Annotated in this window: 17 protein-coding genes and 1 tRNA gene; 6 read left to right on the plus strand and 12 right to left on the minus strand. The window is 70.9% G+C overall.

What is annotated here, in order from left to right; genetic code table 11:
- Positions 1-1520: 1520 nt before the first annotated feature.
- From ADL03_RS02140 to ADL03_RS02180, 9 genes are all read right to left on the minus strand, one after another.
- Positions 1521-4697, minus strand: a complete 3177-nt coding sequence (locus ADL03_RS02140) for a S41 family peptidase (protein ID WP_053731652.1) — start codon at positions 4695-4697, stop codon at positions 1521-1523.
- Positions 4698-4726: 29 nt separating this feature from the next.
- Positions 4727-5650, minus strand: a complete 924-nt coding sequence (locus ADL03_RS02145; RefSeq protein WP_053731653.1) for a MazG family protein — start codon at positions 5648-5650, stop codon at positions 4727-4729.
- Entirely contained in the window at positions 5647-6588 is a 942-nt protein-coding gene (locus tag ADL03_RS02150) for a hypothetical protein (protein ID WP_053731654.1), read from the minus strand. Before ADL03_RS02150 ends, ADL03_RS02145 begins: the two co-directional genes overlap by 4 nt.
- Before the next feature lie 13 nt (positions 6589-6601).
- Positions 6602-10171, minus strand: a complete 3570-nt coding sequence (mfd, locus tag ADL03_RS02155) for a transcription-repair coupling factor (protein WP_053731655.1) — start codon at positions 10169-10171, stop codon at positions 6602-6604.
- 115 nt (positions 10172-10286) lie between these two features.
- Complete coding sequence (locus tag ADL03_RS02160) at positions 10287-10658, minus strand: hypothetical protein (RefSeq protein ID WP_157527832.1); 372 nt, start codon at positions 10656-10658, stop codon at positions 10287-10289.
- Complete coding sequence (locus tag ADL03_RS02165) at positions 10645-11109, minus strand: hypothetical protein (protein ID WP_053731657.1); 465 nt, start codon at positions 11107-11109, stop codon at positions 10645-10647. The genes ADL03_RS02160 and ADL03_RS02165 overlap by 14 nt, the downstream gene beginning before the upstream one ends.
- A 6-nt stretch (positions 11110-11115) precedes the next feature.
- Positions 11116-11811 carry a WXG100 family type VII secretion target gene (locus ADL03_RS02170; RefSeq protein WP_053731658.1) on the minus strand — a complete coding sequence of 232 codons (696 nt, stop codon included), beginning with the start codon at positions 11809-11811 and terminating at the stop codon, positions 11116-11118.
- Positions 11808-12122, minus strand: coding sequence for a type VII secretion target (locus tag ADL03_RS02175; RefSeq protein ID WP_053731839.1), 315 nt, complete (start codon positions 12120-12122; stop codon positions 11808-11810). The genes ADL03_RS02170 and ADL03_RS02175 overlap by 4 nt, the downstream gene beginning before the upstream one ends.
- A 2-nt stretch (positions 12123-12124) precedes the next feature.
- Positions 12125-12574 (minus strand): YbaB/EbfC family nucleoid-associated protein, encoded by a 450-nt coding sequence (locus tag ADL03_RS02180; RefSeq protein ID WP_053731659.1) that lies wholly within the window; start codon positions 12572-12574, stop codon positions 12125-12127.
- Between the two features lie 153 nt (positions 12575-12727).
- Here ADL03_RS02180 and ADL03_RS02185 point away from each other — a divergent pair, with 153 nt between their 5' ends.
- Positions 12728-13837, plus strand: coding sequence for a sorbosone dehydrogenase family protein (locus ADL03_RS02185; protein ID WP_053731660.1), 1110 nt, complete (start codon positions 12728-12730; stop codon positions 13835-13837).
- Here ADL03_RS02185 and ADL03_RS02190 read toward each other — a convergent pair.
- From ADL03_RS02190 to ADL03_RS02200, 3 genes are all read right to left on the minus strand, one after another.
- A complete protein-coding gene (locus tag ADL03_RS02190) occupies positions 13821-14249 on the minus strand; it encodes a MarR family winged helix-turn-helix transcriptional regulator (protein ID WP_231641367.1) in 429 nt (142 codons plus the stop codon). The genes ADL03_RS02185 and ADL03_RS02190 overlap by 17 nt on opposite strands.
- Positions 14246-14650: an SRPBCC family protein gene (locus ADL03_RS02195; protein WP_053731661.1), complete on the minus strand. Its 405-nt coding sequence runs from the start codon at positions 14648-14650 to the stop codon at positions 14246-14248. The genes ADL03_RS02190 and ADL03_RS02195 overlap by 4 nt, the downstream gene beginning before the upstream one ends.
- 68 nt (positions 14651-14718) lie before the next feature.
- The gene (locus ADL03_RS02200) at positions 14719-15333 is read right to left on the minus strand and encodes a TetR/AcrR family transcriptional regulator (protein WP_082372809.1); all 615 of its coding nucleotides are present in this window, start codon (positions 15331-15333) and stop codon (positions 14719-14721) included.
- Positions 15334-15412: 79 nt separating this feature from the next.
- Between ADL03_RS02200 and ADL03_RS02205 the strand changes: the two genes are divergently transcribed.
- From ADL03_RS02205 to ADL03_RS02225, 5 genes are all read left to right on the plus strand, one after another.
- The gene (locus ADL03_RS02205) at positions 15413-16552 is read left to right on the plus strand and encodes a S9 family peptidase (RefSeq protein ID WP_053731663.1); all 1140 of its coding nucleotides are present in this window, start codon (positions 15413-15415) and stop codon (positions 16550-16552) included.
- 100 nt (positions 16553-16652) lie between these two features.
- Positions 16653-16723, plus strand: a tRNA-Gln gene (locus ADL03_RS02210).
- A 71-nt stretch (positions 16724-16794) separates the two neighbouring features.
- Positions 16795-18435: a GGDEF domain-containing protein gene (locus tag ADL03_RS02215; RefSeq protein WP_197288013.1), complete on the plus strand. Its 1641-nt coding sequence runs from the start codon at positions 16795-16797 to the stop codon at positions 18433-18435.
- 47 nt (positions 18436-18482) lie between these two features.
- Positions 18483-19952 carry a bifunctional UDP-N-acetylglucosamine diphosphorylase/glucosamine-1-phosphate N-acetyltransferase GlmU gene (gene glmU / locus ADL03_RS02220; protein ID WP_053731664.1) on the plus strand — a complete coding sequence of 490 codons (1470 nt, stop codon included), beginning with the start codon at positions 18483-18485 and terminating at the stop codon, positions 19950-19952.
- A gap of 14 nt (positions 19953-19966) precedes the next feature.
- Complete coding sequence (locus ADL03_RS02225) at positions 19967-20938, plus strand: ribose-phosphate diphosphokinase (protein WP_197288035.1); 972 nt, start codon at positions 19967-19969, stop codon at positions 20936-20938.
- Positions 20939-21431: the final 493 nt, after the last annotated feature.

Here is a 21431-nt window from a genome sequence, read left to right on the forward strand (position 1 = left end):
CCCGCATGGCTGGCGTCTCTCGCCTACCGGGCACGCTGGCGTCTTTCGCCTGCCCCGCATGGCGGGTGTTTGTCGCCTGCCTGGCGTGGCGGTGTTTGTCGCCTGCCAGGCCGGGTGAGCGTCTTCTCCCTTCCCTGGCAAGGAACCTGGGTGGTTGTGGTTTCGTCACGAGTCGCAGGCGAAGCCCTGCCGCGGCAAGGAGGGACGTCAAGTCCACGCTTTTCGGACTTGACGTCCCCTCCTTGGTGTGGCCGCCTCTGGTGCGATTCGTGACGAAACCACAACCACAACGCAAGCACCCAAGCAGCCGCAAGCCGCCCAAAGCACCAGGCGTGCCATCAACCCGCGAGCGGCGCCGGCCCGGTTTTTGATCAGATTGTCAGGGGGTCGAGGGGGACGGAGTCCCCCTCGCAGCAACGCACCCGCCACATCCCCAAGCCCCGCAACCACTTACGGACGCGCACCCGCCACCCGCCATCGCAACCGGCGGACGTCCCACGCACCCGGCGCGCCTCGGACAAGCTCACCCCCACCTGGAAAGGCGCGTCGCCGGAGGCGCGTTGCCGGGACGAGCGCGGCCGTCGAACGGGCGCGGCAACGGGAAGGCGCGGCAACCGAAAGGGCACCCAAAGCCGACGAAGAAGGCTGGGGCCAGACGGAAGTAGGCCCCAGCCCTCCTTCTCATTTCCCTGCCGACGCAACACCCACGCGCACCTCAGCAGGAGAAGCCAACCACCCACCCGACCCCTCAACCGCAGATCCCCCAACCTCCGAACCCACCGTGGAATCCCCAGCATCCGCCCGATCACCCAAAGGCGCCCCACTAGCCGGCACCCCACCCGGCGAAGACGACGGCACCGGCTCCTCCGACCGCGGCACAGCCGTCGGCACACCCCCAGACGCCCTCGCCGAAGCCGGCGGCGCACCCGTCGGAACCGGCGCACCCGAAGAACTCGGAACCCCAGGCGGAACCCCCGCACTCGACGTCACCACCGGCACAGACGTGTCCGAAGTAGACGAACCATCCCCAGGACCAGGATCCTCGTTCCGCCCCACCGCCCCCGGCTTCGACGAAGCCGAAGACGAAGACGAGACCGAAGACGGCGGCAACGAGACCGAAGACACCCGCACGGTCTGCGTCACGGTCGACACCGCCACCCGAGTCTGCGTCCCCATCCGCGCCGTCCGCACCTCACGCACCTTCCCCTCCACCACAACGGTTTCCGTCACGGTCGAGGCAGTGTCGAACGGCTTGGTCCACCACTGCGATGTCGGCCGGGTGGCGGGCGGGGCCGCCAGAGGGGCTTCCTCCGGCGACCCCGTCAGGGCGATCAGCGCGAACATGCCGCCGAGTGCCAGGAAAGGTACGACGACCACGGCTCCGAAGCAGCCACGGCCACTGGGCGGCTCTTCACGGTGACTCATCTGCGACACACCCCCGCACGAGGACAACTGTTCCACCTTGTTGATCGTCCACAAGGAACAGTGCGTCACAGTTCTTTAGTCACACGATGGGGTGCTCACGCCAACGGCGGCAACTCCGGAGCGTGAGCGGCGGGCGAAGATGAAAGCCTTTCCAGGGCCAGGGAAACTGCTCGTTCCAACTGCGGGTCGCGGCCGGAAACGCGGTCGGCCGGGGTCATGACCACCTCGATGTCCGGGTCGACGCCGTAGTTCTCGACGTCCCAGCCGTGGCCCTTGAACCACGACGCGTACCTCGGCTGGGTGACCATGGTGCCGTCGACCAGGGAGTAGCGCATGTCGATGCCGATCACGCCGCCCCACGTGCGGACGCCGACGACCGGGCCGATGCCCAGTTCCTTGATGGCCACGTTCACGATGTCGCCGTCGGAGCCGGCGTACTCGTCGGCCACCGCCACGACCGGGCCGCGCGGGGCGTCCTGGGGGTAGCTCTCCGACGCCGTGTAGCCGCGGGCCACGGACCAGCCGATGACCTTGCGGCCGAGCTTCTCGATCACGAGCTGGGAGGTGTGGCCGCCGCCGTTCTCGCGGACGTCGAGGACCAGGGCCTCGCGGGTCAGCTCCACGCGCAGGTCGCGGTGCAGCTGGGCCCAGCCGGCGCCCATCATGTCGGGAACGTGCAGGTAGCCCACGCGGCCGCCGGACATGTCGTGCGTGAACGCACGGCGGTTGGCCACCCAGTCGTGATAACGCAGGGGCTCTTCATCGGCCAACGGCACGACCACGACCCGACGCAGCGCGCCACCACCACTGGGGCGCACGGTCAGCTCGACGGGCTTGCCCGCGGTGCCGATCAGCAACGGACCGGGCCCGGACGCACCGACCGGACGGCCGTCCACGGCCACGATGGCGTCGCCCGCGCGCACGGCCACGCCGGGAGCGGCCAGCGGCGAACGGGCGTGCGGGTCGGAGGTCTCGCCGGGGATCACCCGCTCGACCACCCAGTCGTCGCCGGACCGGACCAGGTCCGCGCCCAGCAGGCCCTGGCGGCGGGAGGTGGGCACGTGGTGCGGCGCGCCCCAGACGTAGGCGTGGGACGTGCCGAGCTCGCCCTGGACCTCCCACAGCAGGTCGACGAGGTCGTCGTGGCTGCCGAGCTGCTCCACGAGCGGGCGGTAGCGGTCGAGCTCGCCCTGCCAGTCGACGCCGCCCATGTCGGTGCGCCAGAAGTTGTCGCGCATGAGCCGCCCGTTCTCGGCGTACATCTGCGCCCACTCCAGAGCGGGGTCGACCACGACGCGCACCCGCGCCAGGTCGATCTCGACGTGGTCCGGGGAGTCCTCGTCGGCCTTGCTGTCGGTCGGGACGACGCGCAGGTCGCCGCGGTCCTCGACGAGCATCCGGCGGCCGTCGCCGGACACCGCGAACGCGTCCGCGCTCTCGGCCAGGCACTCGGTCTTCTGCTTCGCGAGGTCGAACCGCTCCAGCACCGTGCGCGGCGGCCGGGCGTCGGGCGTGGCCAGGTTGTCGCCGAGCACGCCGAGCAACGGGCGGCGCAGCCACAGCAGGCCGCCGCGGGCCGCGCGCAGGCCCGTGTACTCGGCGGCCGCGACGGGCACGGCCACGACCCGGTCGGCCAGGCCCTCGATGTCGACCTTCGAGATCGCGGGCTTGTCGTCGTCGTCCGAGGAGTCCTTGTCGTCCTCCTCGTCACCCACCGGCCGGCCGCCGCGCATCGGGGCGAACGGCGACGGGGTCGTGGCGGCCAGCGGCACCAGGTGCGGGCGGCAGCCGGTCGGGAACGACAGGTCGAAGACGTGGGCGTCGTAGACCGGGTCGAACGTCCGGACCGACAGGAACGCCAGGTACTTGCCGTCCTCGGTGAAGGTCGGCGAGAAGTCGGCGAACCGCAGCGGCGTCACGTCCACGAGGGACAGGTCCGTCACGTTCGCCATCCTGATGTGCCGCAACGGTGTCGGTCCCGGATGCGACCACGCGAGCCACGCCGAGTCCGGCGAGAACGCCAGGTTGCTCACGTTCGCGTTGGCGCCGGACACGACCTCCCGCACCTCACCGGAAGCGATGTCCACCAACAACAACCGGCCGTCGTGCGTCCCGACGGCCACGCGCGAGCCGTCCGGCGCGGCGACGAGCGAGAGCACCCGGCCCAGCTGCCCGGACGCGATGCGGCGAGCGGTGTTGCCGGGTTCGACGCCACCGACGGGCGCGATCTCCAGCGCCTCCTCGCCCTCCACGTCGGTCACCCACACGACGTGGCCGGTCTCGCCGAGGATCTTCGGCAGCCGCGCGCGCACGTCCGAGCGCTCGGCCAGCGCGCGCACGGGACCGTCCCGGTGCGTCACCCAGTGCACGGAACCGCGCACCTCGATGGCGGACGCGCGACCGGTGTGGTCGACGCTGAACGAGTCGATGTTGCCGGAAGCCTTGACGTGGTGCGGTTGCAGGCCGGTGCGCGGGCCGCCCAGCCTGATGTCGAGCTTGCGCAGCTCCGAGAGGCCCTCCAGCAGCCACAGCTCGCCGGCGGAGTGGAAGATCACCCGCGAGCCATCGGTGGAGGCGTTGCGCGCGTAGAAGTCCAGCTCGCTGTGGCGCCGCAGGTCGGTGCCGTCCGGCGCGACCGAGTACAGGCTGCCGACGCCCTCGTGGTCGGACAGGAACGCGATCCGCCCGTCCACCCACATCGGGTTGACCAGCGACGACTTCAGGTCGTCGAGGATGCGGACGAACTCGCCGGTGCCGGCCTGGTCCACCCACAGCTTCCCGGCGGTGCCACCGCGGTACCGCTTCCAGTACGAGGGTTCCTGCATGTAGCTGGACGCCGTGACGACCTGCCCGTCCGGGCCGAACGAGACGTCGTTCACCCACCCGTACGGCAGCACCTCGGCCGGTTCGCCGTCCAGCGGCACCGCCCAGGCCTGCTTGCGGTTCCTGGACATCTGGCCCGTCGTGGAGACGGCGACCACGCGGCCGTCCGCAGTCCACCCCGACACGTGCGTGCGGGCGACGCCCCAGTGCGTCAACCGGCGGGCGGGTCCACCGTCCACAGGTGCCACCCGCACCTCGGGCGCACCGTCGATCCAGCTGGCCCAGGCCAGGTGCGTGCCGTCCACCGAGATCCGCGGCGAGCGGACGGGCACCTGGTCAGCGGACGCGCGCCACGCCCTTCCCCCGTCGACGGGGGCCAGCCACACGTCGTCCTCGGCCACGAACGTCACCAAGTCACCGCGAAGGTGCGGATACCGCAGGTAAGTCACGTGATCGACGTTAGCCCAACCTCACCGGTTCAGGAGGGCCAAAAACGCCGCCAGTCCTCCGCGCTCGGAGATTCCAGACCTTCGGCCCGCGCCTTGGCTTCGGCTTCCCGCACGGACGCCGCGAACCGCCGGCACACCTGGCGCAGCTCCGTCTCCGGGTCCTCACCCGCGAGCCGGGACAGCGCGGTCACGGCGAACAGCGTCGTGCCCGTGTCGTCGCCCTCCGGCAGCAGGTCGACCGGAAGACCGGCGCGTGTGGTGCGCTGCACCAGCTTCGCGGCCAGCGCCACCGCCGGCTGCCCGAGCGCCACACCGTCCACACTGGACTCGCGCTGCTTCTCGGCCTGCTTGAGCTCCTCCCAGCGGTGCTGCTGCGAGGTCGCGTCGTGCACGGCCGGGTCGTTGCCCTCGAAGACGTGCGGGTGCCGGCCGACCAGCTTCGCGACCAGCCCGGCCGCGACGGCGTCGATGTCGAACGGGTCCAGCGCGTCCTCGGCGGCGACCTGGGCGTGGACGAGCACCTGCAGCAGCACGTCGCCGAGCTCCTCGCGCATCGCGGCGCGGTCGCCGTCCTCGATGGCCTCGAGCAGCTCGAAGGTCTCCTCGACCAGGTACTGGCGCAGCGACTGGTGGTCCTGCTCCGCGTCCCACGGACATCCGCCCGGTGAGCGCAGCCGGTGCATCACGGCGGCCGCGTCGAGCAGCCCGGCGCCCAGCGGCTCCGGCGTCGTGATCACCACGGCACCGGGGTACGCGCCGGCCGAGGTCGTGAGCACCACGGCACCGTCTTCGAGCTCCTCGGGAGCGGGCCCGTCGACGCCAAACGCCGACCAGGACTCCACCGGCACGCCCTCGCCCGCGTAGACGGCGGAGGCCGTGCGCAGCGCGGGCAGGGCGGCAGCGGGCAGCACGGTGCCGAGCCGCTCGCTCAGGAGGACGACGGTGGTGGTCAAGACTTCTTCTGGGCCGCGCTCACGCCGACGAAACCGGCCTGCTCACCGGCCTTGCCGACGACGGTCGCACCGGTCGGGTCCCACACGCCGTAGCGCGGGTTGACCTCGATGTCCAGGTCGGCCGCGTGGAACTGGGCGATCCGCAGGCCGAACGCCGCGAGCAGCCGCGGGTCCATGCGGTCGGCCAGCTCGTCCTCGCCCGGCGTCGCCGGGACCGTGTCGCGCGACTTGACCAGCGCGACCATCCAGCTGGCCTGCTGCTCGTCGGCGGGGAACGCGACGACCGTGCCCGGCTTCACGCCCCACAGCATGGTGTGCACGAGGGAGGCGTTCTCGGAGACGCGGACCTTCTGGTTCGTCGCCGAGGCCTGCTGGCCGCTCGACGTGCGCGGCGCCTCCTGCACGAACCGGGCGAACTTCGCCGGGTCCGCGGCGGCCTCCCTGGCCTTGTCCTTGGCTTCCTTCGGGTCCTTGACCTGGAAGAAGTCGATCGTGATCTCGAGCGTGGAGAGGTTGCGGCGGGCCAGTTCGCCCATGACCATCGCGTCGCGCTGGCGGCGGTAGATCGTGGTGGGGTCCTGCTCGCTCTGCTTGGAGGCCTCCTCCGGGCCGCCGCGCTCCTTCACCGCGTCGTACACCTTGGTCTCGTCGACCGTGATGTTCTCGCGCTGCGCGGCGTACTCGGCGATCCTGTGGGTGATCTCGTCGGCCAGCACGAGCCGCGAGACCTGGTCGAGCTTGCCCTGGTCCTGCATCTGCTGGGCCGCGGGCTCCTTCTTGAGCACCGTGATGGTGCGATCCTGGACGGTCTTCAGATCGATCGCCTGGCCTCCGACGATCGCGGCCGAGCCGGCCTTCGCGGGCCCGGCGGAGCATCCGGTGGCAAGCAACGCCACAGCAACACCGACCAGCGAGAAACGCTTCAGAACAGTGCTCACGGGGATCAGCCTCTCACGCCGTGGTGACTCCGGTCACGGGAGTCCCCGCGAGTGAGTCGAGGAAGGCACCGCACCAGTTCAGCAGTTCCTGATCACGCAGCTGCGGTGCACCCATCCGGCCGCCCGCGGCTCCCTCCGTCGGCCTAGGCACCGTGACCGTGCCCATGGCCTGCTTGTACACGGCCTTGGGGAACAGCCTGCGCAGCCGGACGAGCTGCGAGTCGCGCAGCTCCAGCTTCGCGAACCGGATGTTCTGCCCCATCGCGATCACCTCGGCGACGCCGTGGCGGCGGCAGGTGTGCCGCAGCCTGGCCACGCCGAGGAGGCGTTCGACCGGCTCCGGCGGCGTGCCGTAGCGGTCCTTGAGCTCGTCCCAGACCGACTGGAGCGCCGCCTCGTCCGTGGCGGCCGCGATCTTGCGGTAGGCCTCCAGGCGCAGCCGTTCGCCGGGCACGTAGTCGTGCGGCACGTGCGCGTCGACCGGCAGGTCGACCCTGACCTCGGCGAGCTCCTCCTCGACCTCGCCGCCGTCGGCGCCGGCGTGCCTGCGGAACGCCTCGACGGCCTCGCCGACCAGCCGCACGTACAGGTCGAAGCCGACGCCCGCGATGTGGCCGGACTGCTCGGCGCCGAGGATGTTGCCGGCGCCGCGGATCTCCAGGTCCTTCATCGCGACCGCCATGCCCGCGCCCAGCTCGGTGTTCTGGGCGATCGTGGCGAGCCGGTCGTGCGCGTGCTCGGTCAGCGGCGTCTCCGCCGGGTACAGGAAGTAGGCGTACCCGCGTTCGCGGCCACGGCCGACGCGGCCGCGCAGCTGGTGCAGCTGCGCCAGGCCGAGCAGGTCGCCGCGCTCGACGATCAGCGTGTTGGCGTTGGAGATGTCCAGGCCGGTCTCGACGATCGTGGTGCAGACGAGCACGTCGTACTCGCGTTCCCAGAAGCCCTGGATGAGGTGTTCGAGCTTGTCCTCGTTCATCTGGCCGTGCCCGGTCACGACCCTGGCCTCCGGCACGAGCTCGCGGATGCGCTTCGCGGCCTTCTCGATGGTCGAGACCCGGTTGTGCACGTAGAAGACCTGGCCGTCGCGCAGCAGCTCGCGGCGGATCGCGGCGGCGACCTGCTTGTCGTCGTACGCGCCGACGTAGGTGAGGATCGGGTGCCGTTCCTCCGGCGGGGTCAGGATCGTGGACATCTCGCGGATGCCGGCCAGCGACATCTCCAGCGTGCGCGGGATCGGCGTCGCGGACATGGTCAGCACGTCGACGTGCGTCCGCAGCGCCTTGATGTGCTCCTTGTGCTCCACGCCGAACCGCTGCTCCTCGTCCACGATCACGAGGCCGAGGTCCTTGTACCGCACGGACTTCTGCAGCAGCCGGTGCGTGCCGATCACGATGTCGACCTCGCCGTCGGCGAGACCGGCCACGGTCTGCGCCGACTCGTTCGCGTCGGTGAACCGGGACAGGCCCTTGACGTTCACCGGGAACTGGCGCATGCGCTCGGCGAACGTGTTGAGGTGCTGCTGGGCCAGCAGCGTCGTCGGCACCAGCACGGCGACCTGCTTGCCGTCCTGCACCGCCTTGAACGCCGCGCGGACCGCGATCTCGGTCTTGCCGTAGCCGACGTCACCGCAGATGACGCGGTCCATCGGCACGCTGCGCTCCATGTCGGCCTTGACCTCGTCGATCGCGGCCATCTGGTCCTGCGTCTCGGTGAACGCGAACGCGTCCTCCAGCTCGCGCTGCCACGGCGTGTCGCTCGCGAACGCGTGGCCGGGCGCGGACTGGCGGGCCGCGTAGAGCTGCACGAGCTCGGCCGCGATCTGCTTGACCGCCTTGCGCGCCTTGGACTTCGTGTTCTTCCAGTCGCTGCCGCCGAGCTTGTTGAGCGTCGGCAGCTCACCGCCCACGTACCGGCTGACCTCGTCGAGCTGGTCGGTCGGCACGAACAGCCGGTCGCCGGGCTGGCCGCGCTTGGACGACGCGTACTCCAGCACCAGGTACTCGCGGGTGGCGGACGCGCCGGCGGCGTCCTTGGTGGTGCGCTGCACCATCTCCACGTACTTGCCGATGCCGTGCTGCTCGTGCACCACGAAGTCGCCCGCCTTGAGCGCCAGCGGGTCCACCGCGTTGCGCCGCTTGGAGGGCATCTTGCGCATGTCCTTGGTGGACGTTCCGCCGCGGCCGCCGGTCAGGTCGGTCTCGGTCAGCACGACCAGCGCGAGGTCCGGCAGCACGAAGCCGTCCTCGAGCGCGCCGCGCACGACCGTGACCATGCCGGCTTTCGGTGCCTCGTCGAGGGATTCGAGGCAGACGGCGGCGACCTCGGCTTCCTTGAGCCGTTCCTCCGCACGGTGCGCGGTACCGGCGCCGGGCACGACGAGCACCGCCGCGCCACCGGTCGCCGTGTGCGCCTTGAGGTCCGCGAAGGCCCGGTCGACGTCGCCCTGGTAGGCCTCGACCGGCTTGACGTCGAGGTGCACCACGTCGGCGGCGTCGGTCGTGAGCTGCGTGAGCGTCCACCACGGACGGTCGTTGGCCCGCGCCTGCTCGGAGATCTCACCCAGGCCCCGGTAGGCGCTGCGGCCCAGGTCGATCGGCGCCTTGCCGCCCGTGGCGGCGGCCATCCACGACGCCTCCAGGAACTCCTGGCCGGTCCGCACCAGGTCGGCGGCCCGCGCGCGGACCTTCTCCGGGTCGTTGAGCAGCACGTGCGTGCCCTTCGGCACCACGTCCGTGAGCATCTGCAGCTCGCCGGGGCACAGCGCCGGGATCAACGCCTCCATGCCCTCGACCGCGATGCCGTTGGAGAGCTTCTCCAGCATCTCCACCAGGTGCGCGTCCGACCGGTGCTCCTCGGCCAGCTCCGCCGCGCGGTGCCGCACGTCGTCGGTCAGCAGCAGCTCGCGGCACGGCGGCGCGACGAACTCGCCGACCTCCTCGGGCAGCGACCGCTGGTCCTGCACGGAGAACGGCCGGATCTCGCTGACCTCGTCGCCCCAGAACTCGACGCGGTAGGGGTGCTCCGCGGTCGGCGGGAAGATGTCGAGGATGCCGCCGCGCGTGGCGTACTCACCGCGCTTCTCGACCATGTCGACGCGCGTGTAGGCGTTCTCGGCCAGCCGCGTGACCAGCTCCGCGAAGTCCTGCTCCTCGCCGACCACGAGGTGCACCGGCGTGAGGTCGCCCAGGCCCGGCGCCATCGGCTGGATGAGGCTGCGCACGGTCGTGACCAGCACCTTGACCGGCTTGCCCGCGGGGTGCTTGAGGCGGCGCAGCACCTGAAGGCGCGCGCCGACGGTGTCCGCGCGGGGCGACAGGCGCTCGTGCGGCAGCGTCTCCCAGCTCGGGAAGAACGCGACCTCGTCGGAGCCGATGAGGTCTTTGAGGACGTTCGTCAGCTCCTCGGCCTCGCGGCCGGTCGCCGTGACGGCCAGCACCGGCCGGACCGTGGACAGCGCGGCGGTGACCAGCGGGCGGGCGGCCAGCGGACCGTCCAGCTCCAGCTCGGGAACACCGGCCGAGTCGATCAGCGTGCGGAGGGCTTTGTCGGGCAGGACACCATCGAGCAGGCCGTGCAGCGGCATGATTTCGAAACCCCGTCGAGTGCGGAATGCCAGACAGACCCCTGCCTGGGACGAGGGGTCTCACCCCCACCATAGCTCGTGCGGCGAACCCTTATCGGGTGACTCGTGCGCGGCTCTAGTGGTCGCGCTGCGCAGCGGCGCGCGCCGCCTGCATCTTGCGCCGCAGGTGCCCGGCGGGGTCGGCGTCGTAGCTGCGGCAGTCGTCCTGCCAGGTCACGAGGGCCTGGCGGAGGTCGCCGAGCGAGTGCACGTACGCCTGGGACCCGCCGTGCCGCACGGTGGTGCGCGCCACGTCGGTCCACACGAGGTCGAACCCGTGCACCCGTTGCAGCGCCGTCCACACCATCCGGTCGGGTACCTCCACGTCGTCGGCCTCGACCCACCTGGCGGCCCAGGCGTGCGCGTCCTCACGGCTGACCGTGCCGTCGAGCACCGCCTGCCAGACGTCGGCGACCGTCGTCCTGGTCGCCTGCTCAGGAATAGTCATTCCAGTACTCCCGGTCGATCCGGCTCTGCAGTTGCTTCTCGGTCAGTTTCGGGAACGTCGTCGTCGGGTTGCCCGACGGGTTCGACGGGTCGCTGACCACGACGGAGTAGGTGCCGTCACCGTTGCTCAGCACCCGCACGAGCTGACCGTCCTCCTGGAAGTACAGCTTGCCGTCCTTGCGCACGCGGTCCACGTCGACGTCACGTTCTGTCTCGCGCAGCTTGCCGTGGACGTCGCGGTCGGAGGTCACGCCGGTGGGCCTGGCCTCCTGTTCGAGGTCGCGCGTGGCCCGCTGGGCGCTGGTCAGGCCCGCACCCGCGTCGATGGACCCGTGCTGCTGCGCCGGTTTGCCCGGCTTGCGGGGCCCGCCGGGAGGAGGACCGGGCTTGGGTGGCTTCTTGTGCAGTGCGAACCACACGAGCAACCACAGCTGGGTGAGCAGTGTCCGCATCGCCGCCTACCCGTTCAGCAGTTTCGTGAGGCTGGTCAGGCTGTTGATCAACGCTCCGGTGAAGGTGAGGATGCGACCGGCCCACTTCACCACGGCCGCCACGATCTGCGACGCGATCGCCGGGATCGTCACGACGAAGATCGCCTCGACCGCCCACACGATCACCCTCGCCACCAGGTCGGCGATCAGGTCCCGGACGATCTCGCGGGTCATCTCCACGAGGTTGCCCGCGCCCTCGGTGGCCGCCGCCATCGCCGCCGAGATGGCTCCCAGCGCACCGATGGCCTCGACGTTCTTCGCCATCTTGGCCCGGTACGCGTCGGCCGCCTCGCCCTGCCAGCCGGGGATGTCCGCCTCCACGCACGACCGCAGGTCCTCGGACATGCTGTAGAGCTCCTTGGCCATGTTCTCCCAGGTCGTGGCGTGTGACCTGACCACGTCCGGCTTGCCGGTGAGCTCGTCGAGCACCTCCCGCAGCGGCTCGAAGTACTCGATGGCCCAGCCGAGCCCGTTGGACAGCAGGCCGCTGATCGGGTCGAGCGCGAAGGCGACGACCTCGACGGCCGCACCCGAACCCGCCAGCAGGTCGTCGACCCACCCCTCGGTCCTGATCGCGTCGACGAGGCCCTCGATGCTGTCGGCGACACCGGAGCCGGTCCACACCTCGCGCGACGACTGGACGGGGGCCACCAGGTCGGTCATGACGGCTCACCCCCGCCGGCGGACCGCACCAGGCCCGCGTTCTGCTCGTCGACGCCCTCGTAGTCGTCCGAGCTGACCAGCAGCGTCTTGACGACGATGTCGAGCGTCTCCTCCTGGTAGGCGATCAGCTCGTCCTGCTCGGTGTGCCGGCCCGCCAGCACCCCGGAGATCCACTCGCACAACGCGCCGTAGGCCTGGCCGTCCTGCGTGATGTGGGCGCTCGCGGACTTCACCGCGGCGAACCGCGCCTGGATCTTGGCCACGTTCGCCGCGTGGGCGCGCAACTGCTCGACGTCGACCTCGAACGACATGGTCACCGCTCCCTGAGGTAGGTGCGGGTGTCGTTGCCGTCGTCGTCATAGTCGGTCATGACCGGACGGGCGGTGCTTTCACCGCCGCGCAGCTGGTTGCCGACCCGCTCCGCGATGGCCCGTGCGGCCGGGGTGTCGCCGACGGTCTCCGCGATGATCTCCCGCGACCGGTCGGCCAGCTCGCCGCGCGCCCTGCCCAGTGTCGCCATGATCGCCTGGGCGACCTCGGCGGGCGGGACCCGCTGGATCCGGTCGGTGAGCCGCAGGTCCACCAATGCCCCGGTCGAGTCGACCGTCAGCTCGGCGAGCCCGTTCCGGTCGTGCACGGTGACCCGCACGTCCTGGAACCGCTCGCTCATCGCCCGCGTGTCGGCGGCGAGCTTGTCGATGCGTCCCTTCCACGCCTCCAGCCTGTCGCGTGCCCCGTCCGGGTCGAGGATGCCTCCCACCACGTCTCACTCCCCCTGCCTGGTGTCGTGGCCACCGTGACCGACAGTAGGAGTACGAGCGCGCGCAGTTGTGCGGAAACGGGAAATTCCAACCCGGCAGTGGACCACGCCGATGGCCTCACGGAAGCTCCACGGCACAAAACGCATAGTCGGTACATGCGCGCACTTGTTGCTGCAGGGCTGGTGCTGGTCGTCGCCGCGTGCTCCACGCCGGAGCCGGGCGGGAACGCGCCCTCGAAGGCGCCCGCTCCCCGGGGGCTGAAGGTCGAGCAGGTCGCCGGAGGGTTCGAGCACGCCTGGGACCTCGGGTTCCTGCCGGACGGCTCGCTGCTGGTCAGCGAACGGCCGGCGCGGCTCAAGCTGGTCAAGGACGGCCGGGTCACGCCGGTCGACGCCGACCTGGGCGACGTGCAGGTGCGCGGTGAGGGCGGGTTGATGGGGCTGGTCGTGCATCCGGACGGCAAGCGGTTCACCGCCTGCTACAACACGGCCGAGGACGTGCGGCTGGTGACGTTCCGGCTGGAGGGTGCCAAGGCCACGAAGACGAAGGACCTGCTCACCGGCATGCCGTCGAACTCCAGTGGGCGGCACTCCGGGTGCCGGCCGACGCTCGCGCCGGACGGGACGATGTTCGTGGCGACCGGGGACATCGCGCAGGGCCGCAACCCGCAGGACCGCACGAGCCTGGGCGGCAAGGTGCTGCGGATCGACCCGGAGACCGGTGAAGGGGCGAAGGGCAACCCGTTCGAGTCCTCGCAGAACGCCAACGAGCGGCGGATCTACAGCTACGGGCACCGCAACGTGCAGGGCGTGGTGTTCCGGCCGGGCTCCGGCCAGGCGTTCTCCAGCGAGCACGGGCCGTCGGTCGACGACGAGGTCAACCTGCTCAAGGCGGGCGGCAACTACGGGTGGGACCCGTCCCAGGGCGGCACGCGGGGCGGGTACGACGAGTCCGTGCCGATGACCGACCTGCGGCGCTTCCCGGACGCCGTGCCGGCGGTGTGGTCGTCCGGGTCGCCGACGGAGGCGATCTGCCAGCCGGCGTTCTGGAACGGCAAGCTCGCGGTCACCGCGCTCAAGGGCGCGAAGCTGATGCTGTTCACCCTCGACGACGCCGGCAAGGTGCGGGACGTCAGCGTCCCAGACGAGCTCAACGACCGGTACGGCCGCCTGCGTGCCGCCCGCACCGCACCCGACGGGTCGCTCTACCTCACGACGTCCAACGGCAGCGACGACAAGCTGCTCCGGCTCACAGGAGCCGCGTGAGGCCGCGCACGAACGCCCGCTGCTCGTCGCCGAGCCCCGCGAAGTAGGCCTGGTCGGCGTCCTCGACGTCCTTCATGGCCGTGCCGACCAGTGCCGTGCCCTCCGGCGTCAGCTCCAGCAGCCGGGCCCGCGAGTCGGCGGGGTCGACCGAGCGTGAGACGAGCCCGCGGTCCGCGAGCTTGCGCAGGACCTGCGAGGTCATCATCGGGTCGGTGCCCGCGTGCTCGGCCAGGCGTTGCTGCGAGGGCGCGCCGCCGTGCTCGCCCAGCCACCACAGCGAGGCGAGCAGCACGAACTGCACGTGGGTGAGGTCGTGCGGGGCCAGTGCCGCCCGCATGGCGCGCTGCCACGCGAGCGTCACCCGCCACAGCAGGAAGCCCGGCGAGTCGTCCGGGCCGGAGAAACGGGTCACGACGCCAATTTCACCAGCGCCTCGACGGCGTCGGGCAGGTCGGCCGTCACCACGGGTCCGAGGGACTGCGCGGCGGGCCCCTCGACCACCACCGAGTGCGTGACGCGGACACCGCCGGGCACCTCCTCGACGTGGTGCGTGAACCGCAGCACCGCGCCCGGCACGGCCGTCTCGTCCACGAAGCCCACGCCGTCGGTGACCGAGGTCAGCGTGAACGTGACCGGGCCCTGTCCGGTGACCACCATCGTGCCGCCCGACCCCTCGGCGAACGGCCCGTCCAGCGTCGCGGACTCCAGGCCCTCGTCCCACTCCGTCCACCGGGAGACGTCGCTCCACAGGGCCCAGACCGCCGCCGCGGTCGCCGGGCCTTCGACGCTGTGCTCGAACTCGAAATTCGTCATGCGTGCATATTATCTGCGCGCTTAGCATCGCGCAACGGGCGGGCCGCGGCGGACTCGGCGGGTGCCGCTCAGGACCGCGAGCGCAACCGGGGCCTGTGCTCCATTGCGGACAGGCCCTTCCAGGCCAGGTTGACCAGGTGCGCGGCCACCTCGTCCTTCTCCGGCTTGCGCACCTCCAGCCACCACTGCCCGGTCAGCGCGACCATCCCGACCAGCGCCTGCGCGTACAGCGCGGCGAGCTCGCGGTCGTAGCCCCGCTGGGCGAAGTGCACGGCGAGGACGTGCTCGACCTGCGAGGCGATGTCGTTGAGCAGCGACGAGAACGTGCCGGACGAGGAGGCCACGGGTGAGTCGCGCACCAGGATGCGGAACCCGTCCGTCGAGCCCTCGATGTAGTCGAGCAGGGCGCCGGCGGCCTGTTCGAGCAGCTCACGCGGGTGGCTGCCGCCTTCCAGCGCGGTGGCGATCTGGTTCATCAGGCGTCGCATCTCGCGGTCGACGACGACGGCGTAGACACCTTCCTTGCCGCCGAAGTGCTCGTAGACGACGGGTTTCGAGACGCCGGCGCGGTGCGCGATCTCCTCGATCGAGGTGGCCTCGAAGCCCTTCTCGGCGAACAGGGAGCGGGACACGGTCAGGAGCTGCTCGCGCCGTTCCCCGCCCGTCATCCTGACCCTGGTCATCGAGTCAGCCTACTTCCGGAGCCGGTGCGGTCGCGTCGTGTCGGGTGGATTCGGGACGTGCGCGGGGGATGATCGGGAAATGGCCAGGCGCAAGATCGTCCGGATCACCGTCCTCTCGCTGCTGTCGCTGCTCGTGCTGGTCACGGCGGCGCTGGGCGGCATCGGCTGGTACTACAGCGGTGAGCTGCTGGAACCGGCCGAGGTGCCGCAGCGGTACCCGGAGACCGCGCTCGGCCAGGACGGCGGCAACGTCGTGCTGGCCGAGTCGGCGCTGAGCACCCGGGCCGGCACGTTCGGACTCGTCTGGCCCGGCGGCACCGCGAAGGTCGGCGACGTCGAGACGACGCGGAACGGGCGCGTCGAACGACCGCTGCTGGAGGGCACCGCACCGCCGGAGGGCACCCGCGTGCGGATCGAGACCGACGTCTACGAGGGCAACCCGAAGACCGCGCTCGGACTGGTCTACAGCGAGGTGCGGGTGCCCGCCGAGCTGGGTGAGATGCCCGCGTGGCTCGTGCCGGCCGAGAACCGGGACACGTGGGCGATCACCGTGCACGGCCGCGGGGCGTCGCGCGAGGAGGCGCTGCGGGTCGTTCCGCAGTTGCACACCGCGGGGCTGCCGGTCCTGCTGATCACCTACCGCAACGACGCGGGCGCGCCCGCCTCCCCCGACGGCCTCTACCACCTGGGCGACACCGAGTGGCGTGACGTCGAGGCCGCCATCAGGTACGCGCAGGGCCAGGGCGCGCGGAAGGTGCTGCTCTACGGCTGGTCGATGGGCGGCGCGATCGTCGGCCAGGCGCTCGCCCGCTCCGAGCTGGCCGGTGTGGTCGGCGGCGTCGTGCTCGACTCCCCCGTCACGAACTGGACGCAGACGCTGGACCTGCAGGCGCGCAACCGGGGCGTGCCGACGTGGCTCACCCCGGTCGCGGAGCTGGTCTCCGGCTGGCGCGCCGACCTCGACTTCGACCGCTTCGACCTGGTCCGCAACCCGCCGGGGCACCGGCCGTCGACCCTGGTCTTCCACGGCACCGCGGACGGCACCGTGCCCGCCCAGTCGTCACGCGACCTGGCCACCGCGGCACCCGGCCTGGGGTGGCCGCTGCGGTACGTCGAGATCCCCGGCGCCGACCACACCTCGGGGTGGAATGTGGCGACGGACACGTACCGCAGAGAGCTCGGCGAGTTCCTGACCAGCACGATCGGCCTGCGGCCGTGATCATGGGACCGGTCGTCGCCACGGCCGGTCGAGTGGTGGTTGGACAAGCGCGGGAGGTCTCATGACAACATGTGCGCTGGACGGGCGCCAACTCGTCCGTTCCGCCATGGTGTAAAGGCAGCACCTCGGATTTTGGTTCCGATGGTCCAGGTTCGAATCCTGGTGGCGGAGCTGGCATCGGTTCGCGTGGGTCTTCAGGAGGTGCGGAGCTGCCCGAGGAGACGGTCGACGAGCAGGGCAACGTGGGCCACCGCCACCACGAGATGTCCGACGCGTGGCTGGTGGGCCGCGCGAGCGAGCTCGTCGCCGTGGCCCAGAGCAGTCACCTCGCCGCGCAGCTCGACGCGGCCAACGAGATCGACCACATCCTCGCCGAGGCCCAGGGCCGCGGCGAGCCCCGCATCGTGGCGCAGCTGCTGCGCGCCGCCGCCGTGGTCCGGCTCGTCACGCCCGGCCTGGTCGACATGTCCGACCCGCGGCTCGACGAGATGCTCACGCACTGCCGCCGGCACGGCCTGATCGTGCTGGAGGCGGACGCGCGGGCGTTGCGCGGCCGCCGGTTCCTGCTGGGCAACGCCGAGGACAAGGCGCTCACCGAGATCGCGGCGGCGCTCGCGATGATGCTCGACGAGGAACCGGAGCCCGACCCGGTCTTCGACAAGCGGACGTGGGACCAGCTGCTGGCCACGACGCTGCAGGACATCGCCCTGGTGCTGACCCAGCTCGGCGTCTACGAGATGGCCGACGACGTGCTGGCCCGCGCGCACAACGCGCTGTGGGAGAGCGGTCAGCCGCACCAGATCTACGTGCACCTGGTGAACCGCACGCGCCTGCGGATCGGCTGGGGCCTGCGCCTCGAACGGGTGAACTTCCACGACGACGCGCACGAGCAGTTCCGGGTCGCCGCCGGGCTCGCCGAGGCCGCGGAGGTGCCGTTCCGGCAGTCGCTGCACCCCGGCCGGCGCGACCTCGCCGCCGCCGAGCAGGTGCCGATCCTCGGTGCCGCGCAGGCGCTCACGAACCCGGCCGAGGACCACCTCGACCGGCTGTGGTCGTTGCGCGGGCTGTCGATGTACGCGCGGGAGCTGATCATCGTCGCGATCGCGCTGGCCCGCTGCCTGCAGGTGGCGAACCGGCTGGACGACGCGCTGAAGGTGCTCGGCGACACCCGCACGCAGATGGAGCACGACACGTCGGAACCGTCGCTGGTGCTGTCGCTGGAACGCGAGTACGCGCACCTCTGCGGTCCGCACACGACCTCCGCCCTGCAGGCCTACAACGCGGCCCTGGAGGCCGAGCTGTGGGCGATGCGGGAGTCCCGCGTGGCCACGTTGACGACGCGCCGCGAACACGAACGACTGACGCGCGCGCACGGCGCGATAGCGCAGCAGGCGTTGCAGGACCCGTTGACCGGCCTGCCGAACCGGCGCGCCCTCGACGACAAGATGCGCGAGCTCATCGCCGGTGAGGTGTACCCGTTCTCGATCGCGCTGGTGGACCTCGACGGGTTCAAGGGCGTGAACGACCGGCACTCGCACGCCGAGGGTGATGATGTTCTTCGGGTGATTGCCAGCACACTCCGCCAGGCGTTGCGGGGTGACGACATGGTGGCCCGCTACGGCGGCGACGAGTTCGTGGTGCTGCTGCCGGGCGCCCCCCTGCACGCCGCGGAGGCAGCGCTGGGACGGGCCGTGGATGCCGTGGCAGGCCTGCCAATCGACCTCTCCCGCGGGGTCACGCTGTCGGTCGGCGTCATCTCGCTGCGCCCCCGCGAATCCGCCAACCAGGCCCTGTCAAGGGCTGACTCGGCGATGTACGTGGCGAAGCGGCAGGGTGGCTGCCAGGTTGCCGCTGTGGCGGGGGAGCCGTCCGCGGAGGCTTAGGCTGGTCCGCGGACTTCGAACCACCCAGCCTGTTAGGGAGAGCATTGATGCTCGAAGGCCCTGTCAGCACGGTCGTGCTCGCCGCCGGGGAAGGCACCCGCATGCGGTCGGCCACGCCCAAGGTGCTGCACCGGATCGCCGGACGGTCACTCGTCGAACACGCGGTGCGTGCGGCGGCGGGCACAGACCCCGATCACCTGGCCGTCGTCGTCGGCCACGGCCGAGAGTCGGTCACCGAGCACCTCGACGCCCTGTCCGGCGCGCTGGGCCGCAAGGTCACCGTCGCCGTGCAGGCCGAGCAGAAGGGCACCGGGCACGCGGTCTCGTGCGGGCTGGCCGAGCTGCCCCACGACCTGGGCGGCACCGTGGTCGTGAGCTACGGCGACGTGCCGCTGCTCGACACGCAGACCCTCACCGCGCTGCTCACCGAGCACTCCGCCGCGGGCAACGCCGTGACCGTGCTGACCGCCGAGGTGGACAACCCCACCGGGTACGGCCGGATCGTGCGCGACCCCGACGGCTCCGTGCAGCGGATCGTGGAGCAGAAGGACGCCTCCGTCACCGAGCAGCTGATCACCGAGATCAACTCGGGCGTGTACGCGTTCGACGCCGCGGTGCTGCGCGACGGCCTCTCCCGGCTGTCGACCGACAACGCGCAGGGCGAGCTCTACCTGACCGACGTGCTGGGCATCGCCCGCGGCGACGGCAGGCGGGTGGGCGCGCTGGTCGCGTCCGACCGCTGGCTGGTCGAGGGCATCAACGACCGCGTGCAGCTGGCCGCCGTGGGCGCCGAGCTGAACCGCCGCCTCGTCGAGGGCCTGATGCGCTCCGGCGTCACGGTCGTCGACCCGGCGTCGGTGTGGGTGGACGCGGACGTGCGGGTCGGCCAGGACGCGCTGATCGAGCCGAACGTACAGCTGCGCGCCGGCACGGTGATCGGCGCCGGTGCCGTGGTCGGCCCGGACACGACGCTCTCGGGCGTGACGGTGGGTGACGGCGCGTCCGTCGTGCGCACCCACGGCAGCGACTCGGTGATCGGCGCCGGCGCCTCCGTCGGCCCGTTCGCCTACCTGCGCCCCGGAACGTCACTGGGCGTGAAGGGCAAGATCGGCACGTTCGTGGAGACGAAGAACGCGCAGATCGGCGAGGGTTCGAAGGTCCCGCACCTGTCCTACATCGGTGACGCCACGATCGGCGATCACAGCAACATCGGTGCAGCATCGGTAACCGTCAACTACGACGGGGTGAACAAGCACCGCACAATCGTCGGTTCCCACTGCCGCACCGGCTCGGACAACATGTTCGTGGCGCCGGTGACGGTGGGCGACGGCGCGTACACCGGCGCGGGCACCGTCCTGCGCCGCGACGTCCCACCGGGCGCGCTGGCCGTGTCCGGCGGCCCGCAACGCAACCTCGAAGGCTGGGTCCTCAGCCGGCGCGAGGGCACGGCAGCCGCCCAGGCGGCGGCCGCGGCACTCGCGCAGCAGAATTCCGAGAAGACAGAGGAGGGTCGCTGACCGTGAACCCGCAGATGTCCGGCACACCGAAGAAGAACCTGATGCTCTTCGGAGGTCGTGCCTACCCGGAGCTGACGGAAGAGGTCGCGAAGCACCTCAACGTCACCGTGACCCCGCAGCAGGCCTACGACTTCGCGAACGGCGAGATCTTCGTCCGCTTCGAGGAGTCGGTGCGCGGCTGCGACGCCTTCGTGATCCAGTCGCACACCGCCCCCATCAACCAGTGGCTGATGGAACAGCTGATCATGGTCGACGCCCTGAAGCGCGCGTCCGCCAAGCGCATCACCGTGATCCTGCCGTACTACCCCTACGGCCGGCAGGACAAGAAGCACCGCGGCCGCGAGCCGATCTCCGCCCGCCTCATCGCGGACATGTTCAAGACCGCCGGAGCCGACCGCCTCGTCTCCGTCGACCTGCACACCGCCCAGATCCAGGGCTTCTTCGACGGCCCGGTCGACCACCTGTGGGCCATGCCCCTGCTGGCCGACCACATCCGCGGCAAGTACGCGGGCCACGACCTCACCGTCGTCTCCCCCGACGCGGGCCGCACCAAGCTCGCGGAGAAGTGGGCCGACACCCTCGGCGGCGCACCGATCGCGTTCATCCACAAGACCCGCGACCCCCTCCGCCCGAACGAGGTCGTCTCCAACCGCGTCGTCGGCAAGGTCGAGGGCCGCCTCTGCATCGTGATCGACGACATGGTCGACACCGGCGGCACCATCGCCGGAGCCGTGAAGCAGCTCCTCAGCGAGGGCGCCGCGGACGTGGTCATCGCCGCCACCCACGGCATCCTCTCCGGCCCGGCCACCGAACGCCTCTCCACCTGCGGCGCCCGCGAGGTCGTGTTCACCGACACGCTGCCCATCCCGGCGGAGAAGCGCTTCCCGAACATGACCGTGCTGTCCATCGCACCCCTCCTGGCCCGCGTGATCCAGGAAGTGTTCGAGGACGGCTCGGTGACGTCGCTGTTCGACGGCAACGCCTAATCTCCTCTCGACGGGGCCTCCCGCGCTCGCTTCGGCACGCGCGGGAGGCCCTTCGCCTTTCCGCCCTGCGGTTCTTCACGGCTCCTCGCCGCTTTCGCCGCTTTCGCTGCTCTCGCTGCTCTCGCTGCTCTTGCCGGGAGCCCACCCGCCACGCGGTCAATCACGGACTCGCGCGGGGGTCCAACGCCCCACACGGAGGCGACGCCAGGGACAACGCCCCTGATCGAGCGAAGCGAGACGACCTTCCCTCACCTCAGGCAGTTCACGCCTATCGAGCGAAGCGAGACGTATCTACCTTCCCTCCATGGGTAGCGGTGACAAGCCCTTTGACCTGCGATTGGGGCTTGACTTTGAGGGCGGGGCGATATCCTGGTAGGGATCGGCCGGGCTCCCTTATGCCCGGCTTTTTAAGGCCGACTCATCGCCCCGCTAGAGGTCAAGCCCCAATCGCTATCGTCGCGAAGCGGCGATGAACCCCGAACGTCGTCCCTGC

Origin of the sequence: Nocardia sp. NRRL S-836, from assembly GCF_001279525.1 — a bacterium.
Lineage (GTDB): Bacteria > Actinomycetota > Actinomycetes > Mycobacteriales > Pseudonocardiaceae > Lentzea.

Excerpts from the sequence above, each read along its gene's own strand:
- mfd (WP_053731655.1), bottom strand. The coding sequence starts at position 10,171 with ATGCCGCTGCACGGCCTGCTCGATGGTGTCCTGCCCGACAAAGCCCTC.
- ADL03_RS02160 (WP_157527832.1), bottom strand. The coding sequence starts at position 10,658 with ATGACTATTCCTGAGCAGGCGACCAGGACGACGGTCGCCGACGTCTGG.
- ADL03_RS02165 (WP_053731657.1), bottom strand. The coding sequence starts at position 11,109 with ATGCGGACACTGCTCACCCAGCTGTGGTTGCTCGTGTGGTTCGCACTG.
- ADL03_RS02170 (WP_053731658.1), bottom strand. The coding sequence starts at position 11,811 with ATGACCGACCTGGTGGCCCCCGTCCAGTCGTCGCGCGAGGTGTGGACC.
- ADL03_RS02175 (WP_053731839.1), bottom strand. The coding sequence starts at position 12,122 with ATGTCGTTCGAGGTCGACGTCGAGCAGTTGCGCGCCCACGCGGCGAAC.
- ADL03_RS02185 (WP_053731660.1), top strand. The coding sequence starts at position 12,728 with ATGCGCGCACTTGTTGCTGCAGGGCTGGTGCTGGTCGTCGCCGCGTGC.
- ADL03_RS02195 (WP_053731661.1), bottom strand. The coding sequence starts at position 14,650 with ATGACGAATTTCGAGTTCGAGCACAGCGTCGAAGGCCCGGCGACCGCG.
- ADL03_RS02200 (WP_082372809.1), bottom strand. The coding sequence starts at position 15,333 with ATGACCAGGGTCAGGATGACGGGCGGGGAACGGCGCGAGCAGCTCCTG.
- ADL03_RS02205 (WP_053731663.1), top strand. The coding sequence starts at position 15,413 with ATGGCCAGGCGCAAGATCGTCCGGATCACCGTCCTCTCGCTGCTGTCG.
- glmU (WP_053731664.1), top strand. The coding sequence starts at position 18,483 with ATGCTCGAAGGCCCTGTCAGCACGGTCGTGCTCGCCGCCGGGGAAGGC.
- ADL03_RS02225 (WP_197288035.1), top strand. The coding sequence starts at position 19,967 with ATGTCCGGCACACCGAAGAAGAACCTGATGCTCTTCGGAGGTCGTGCC.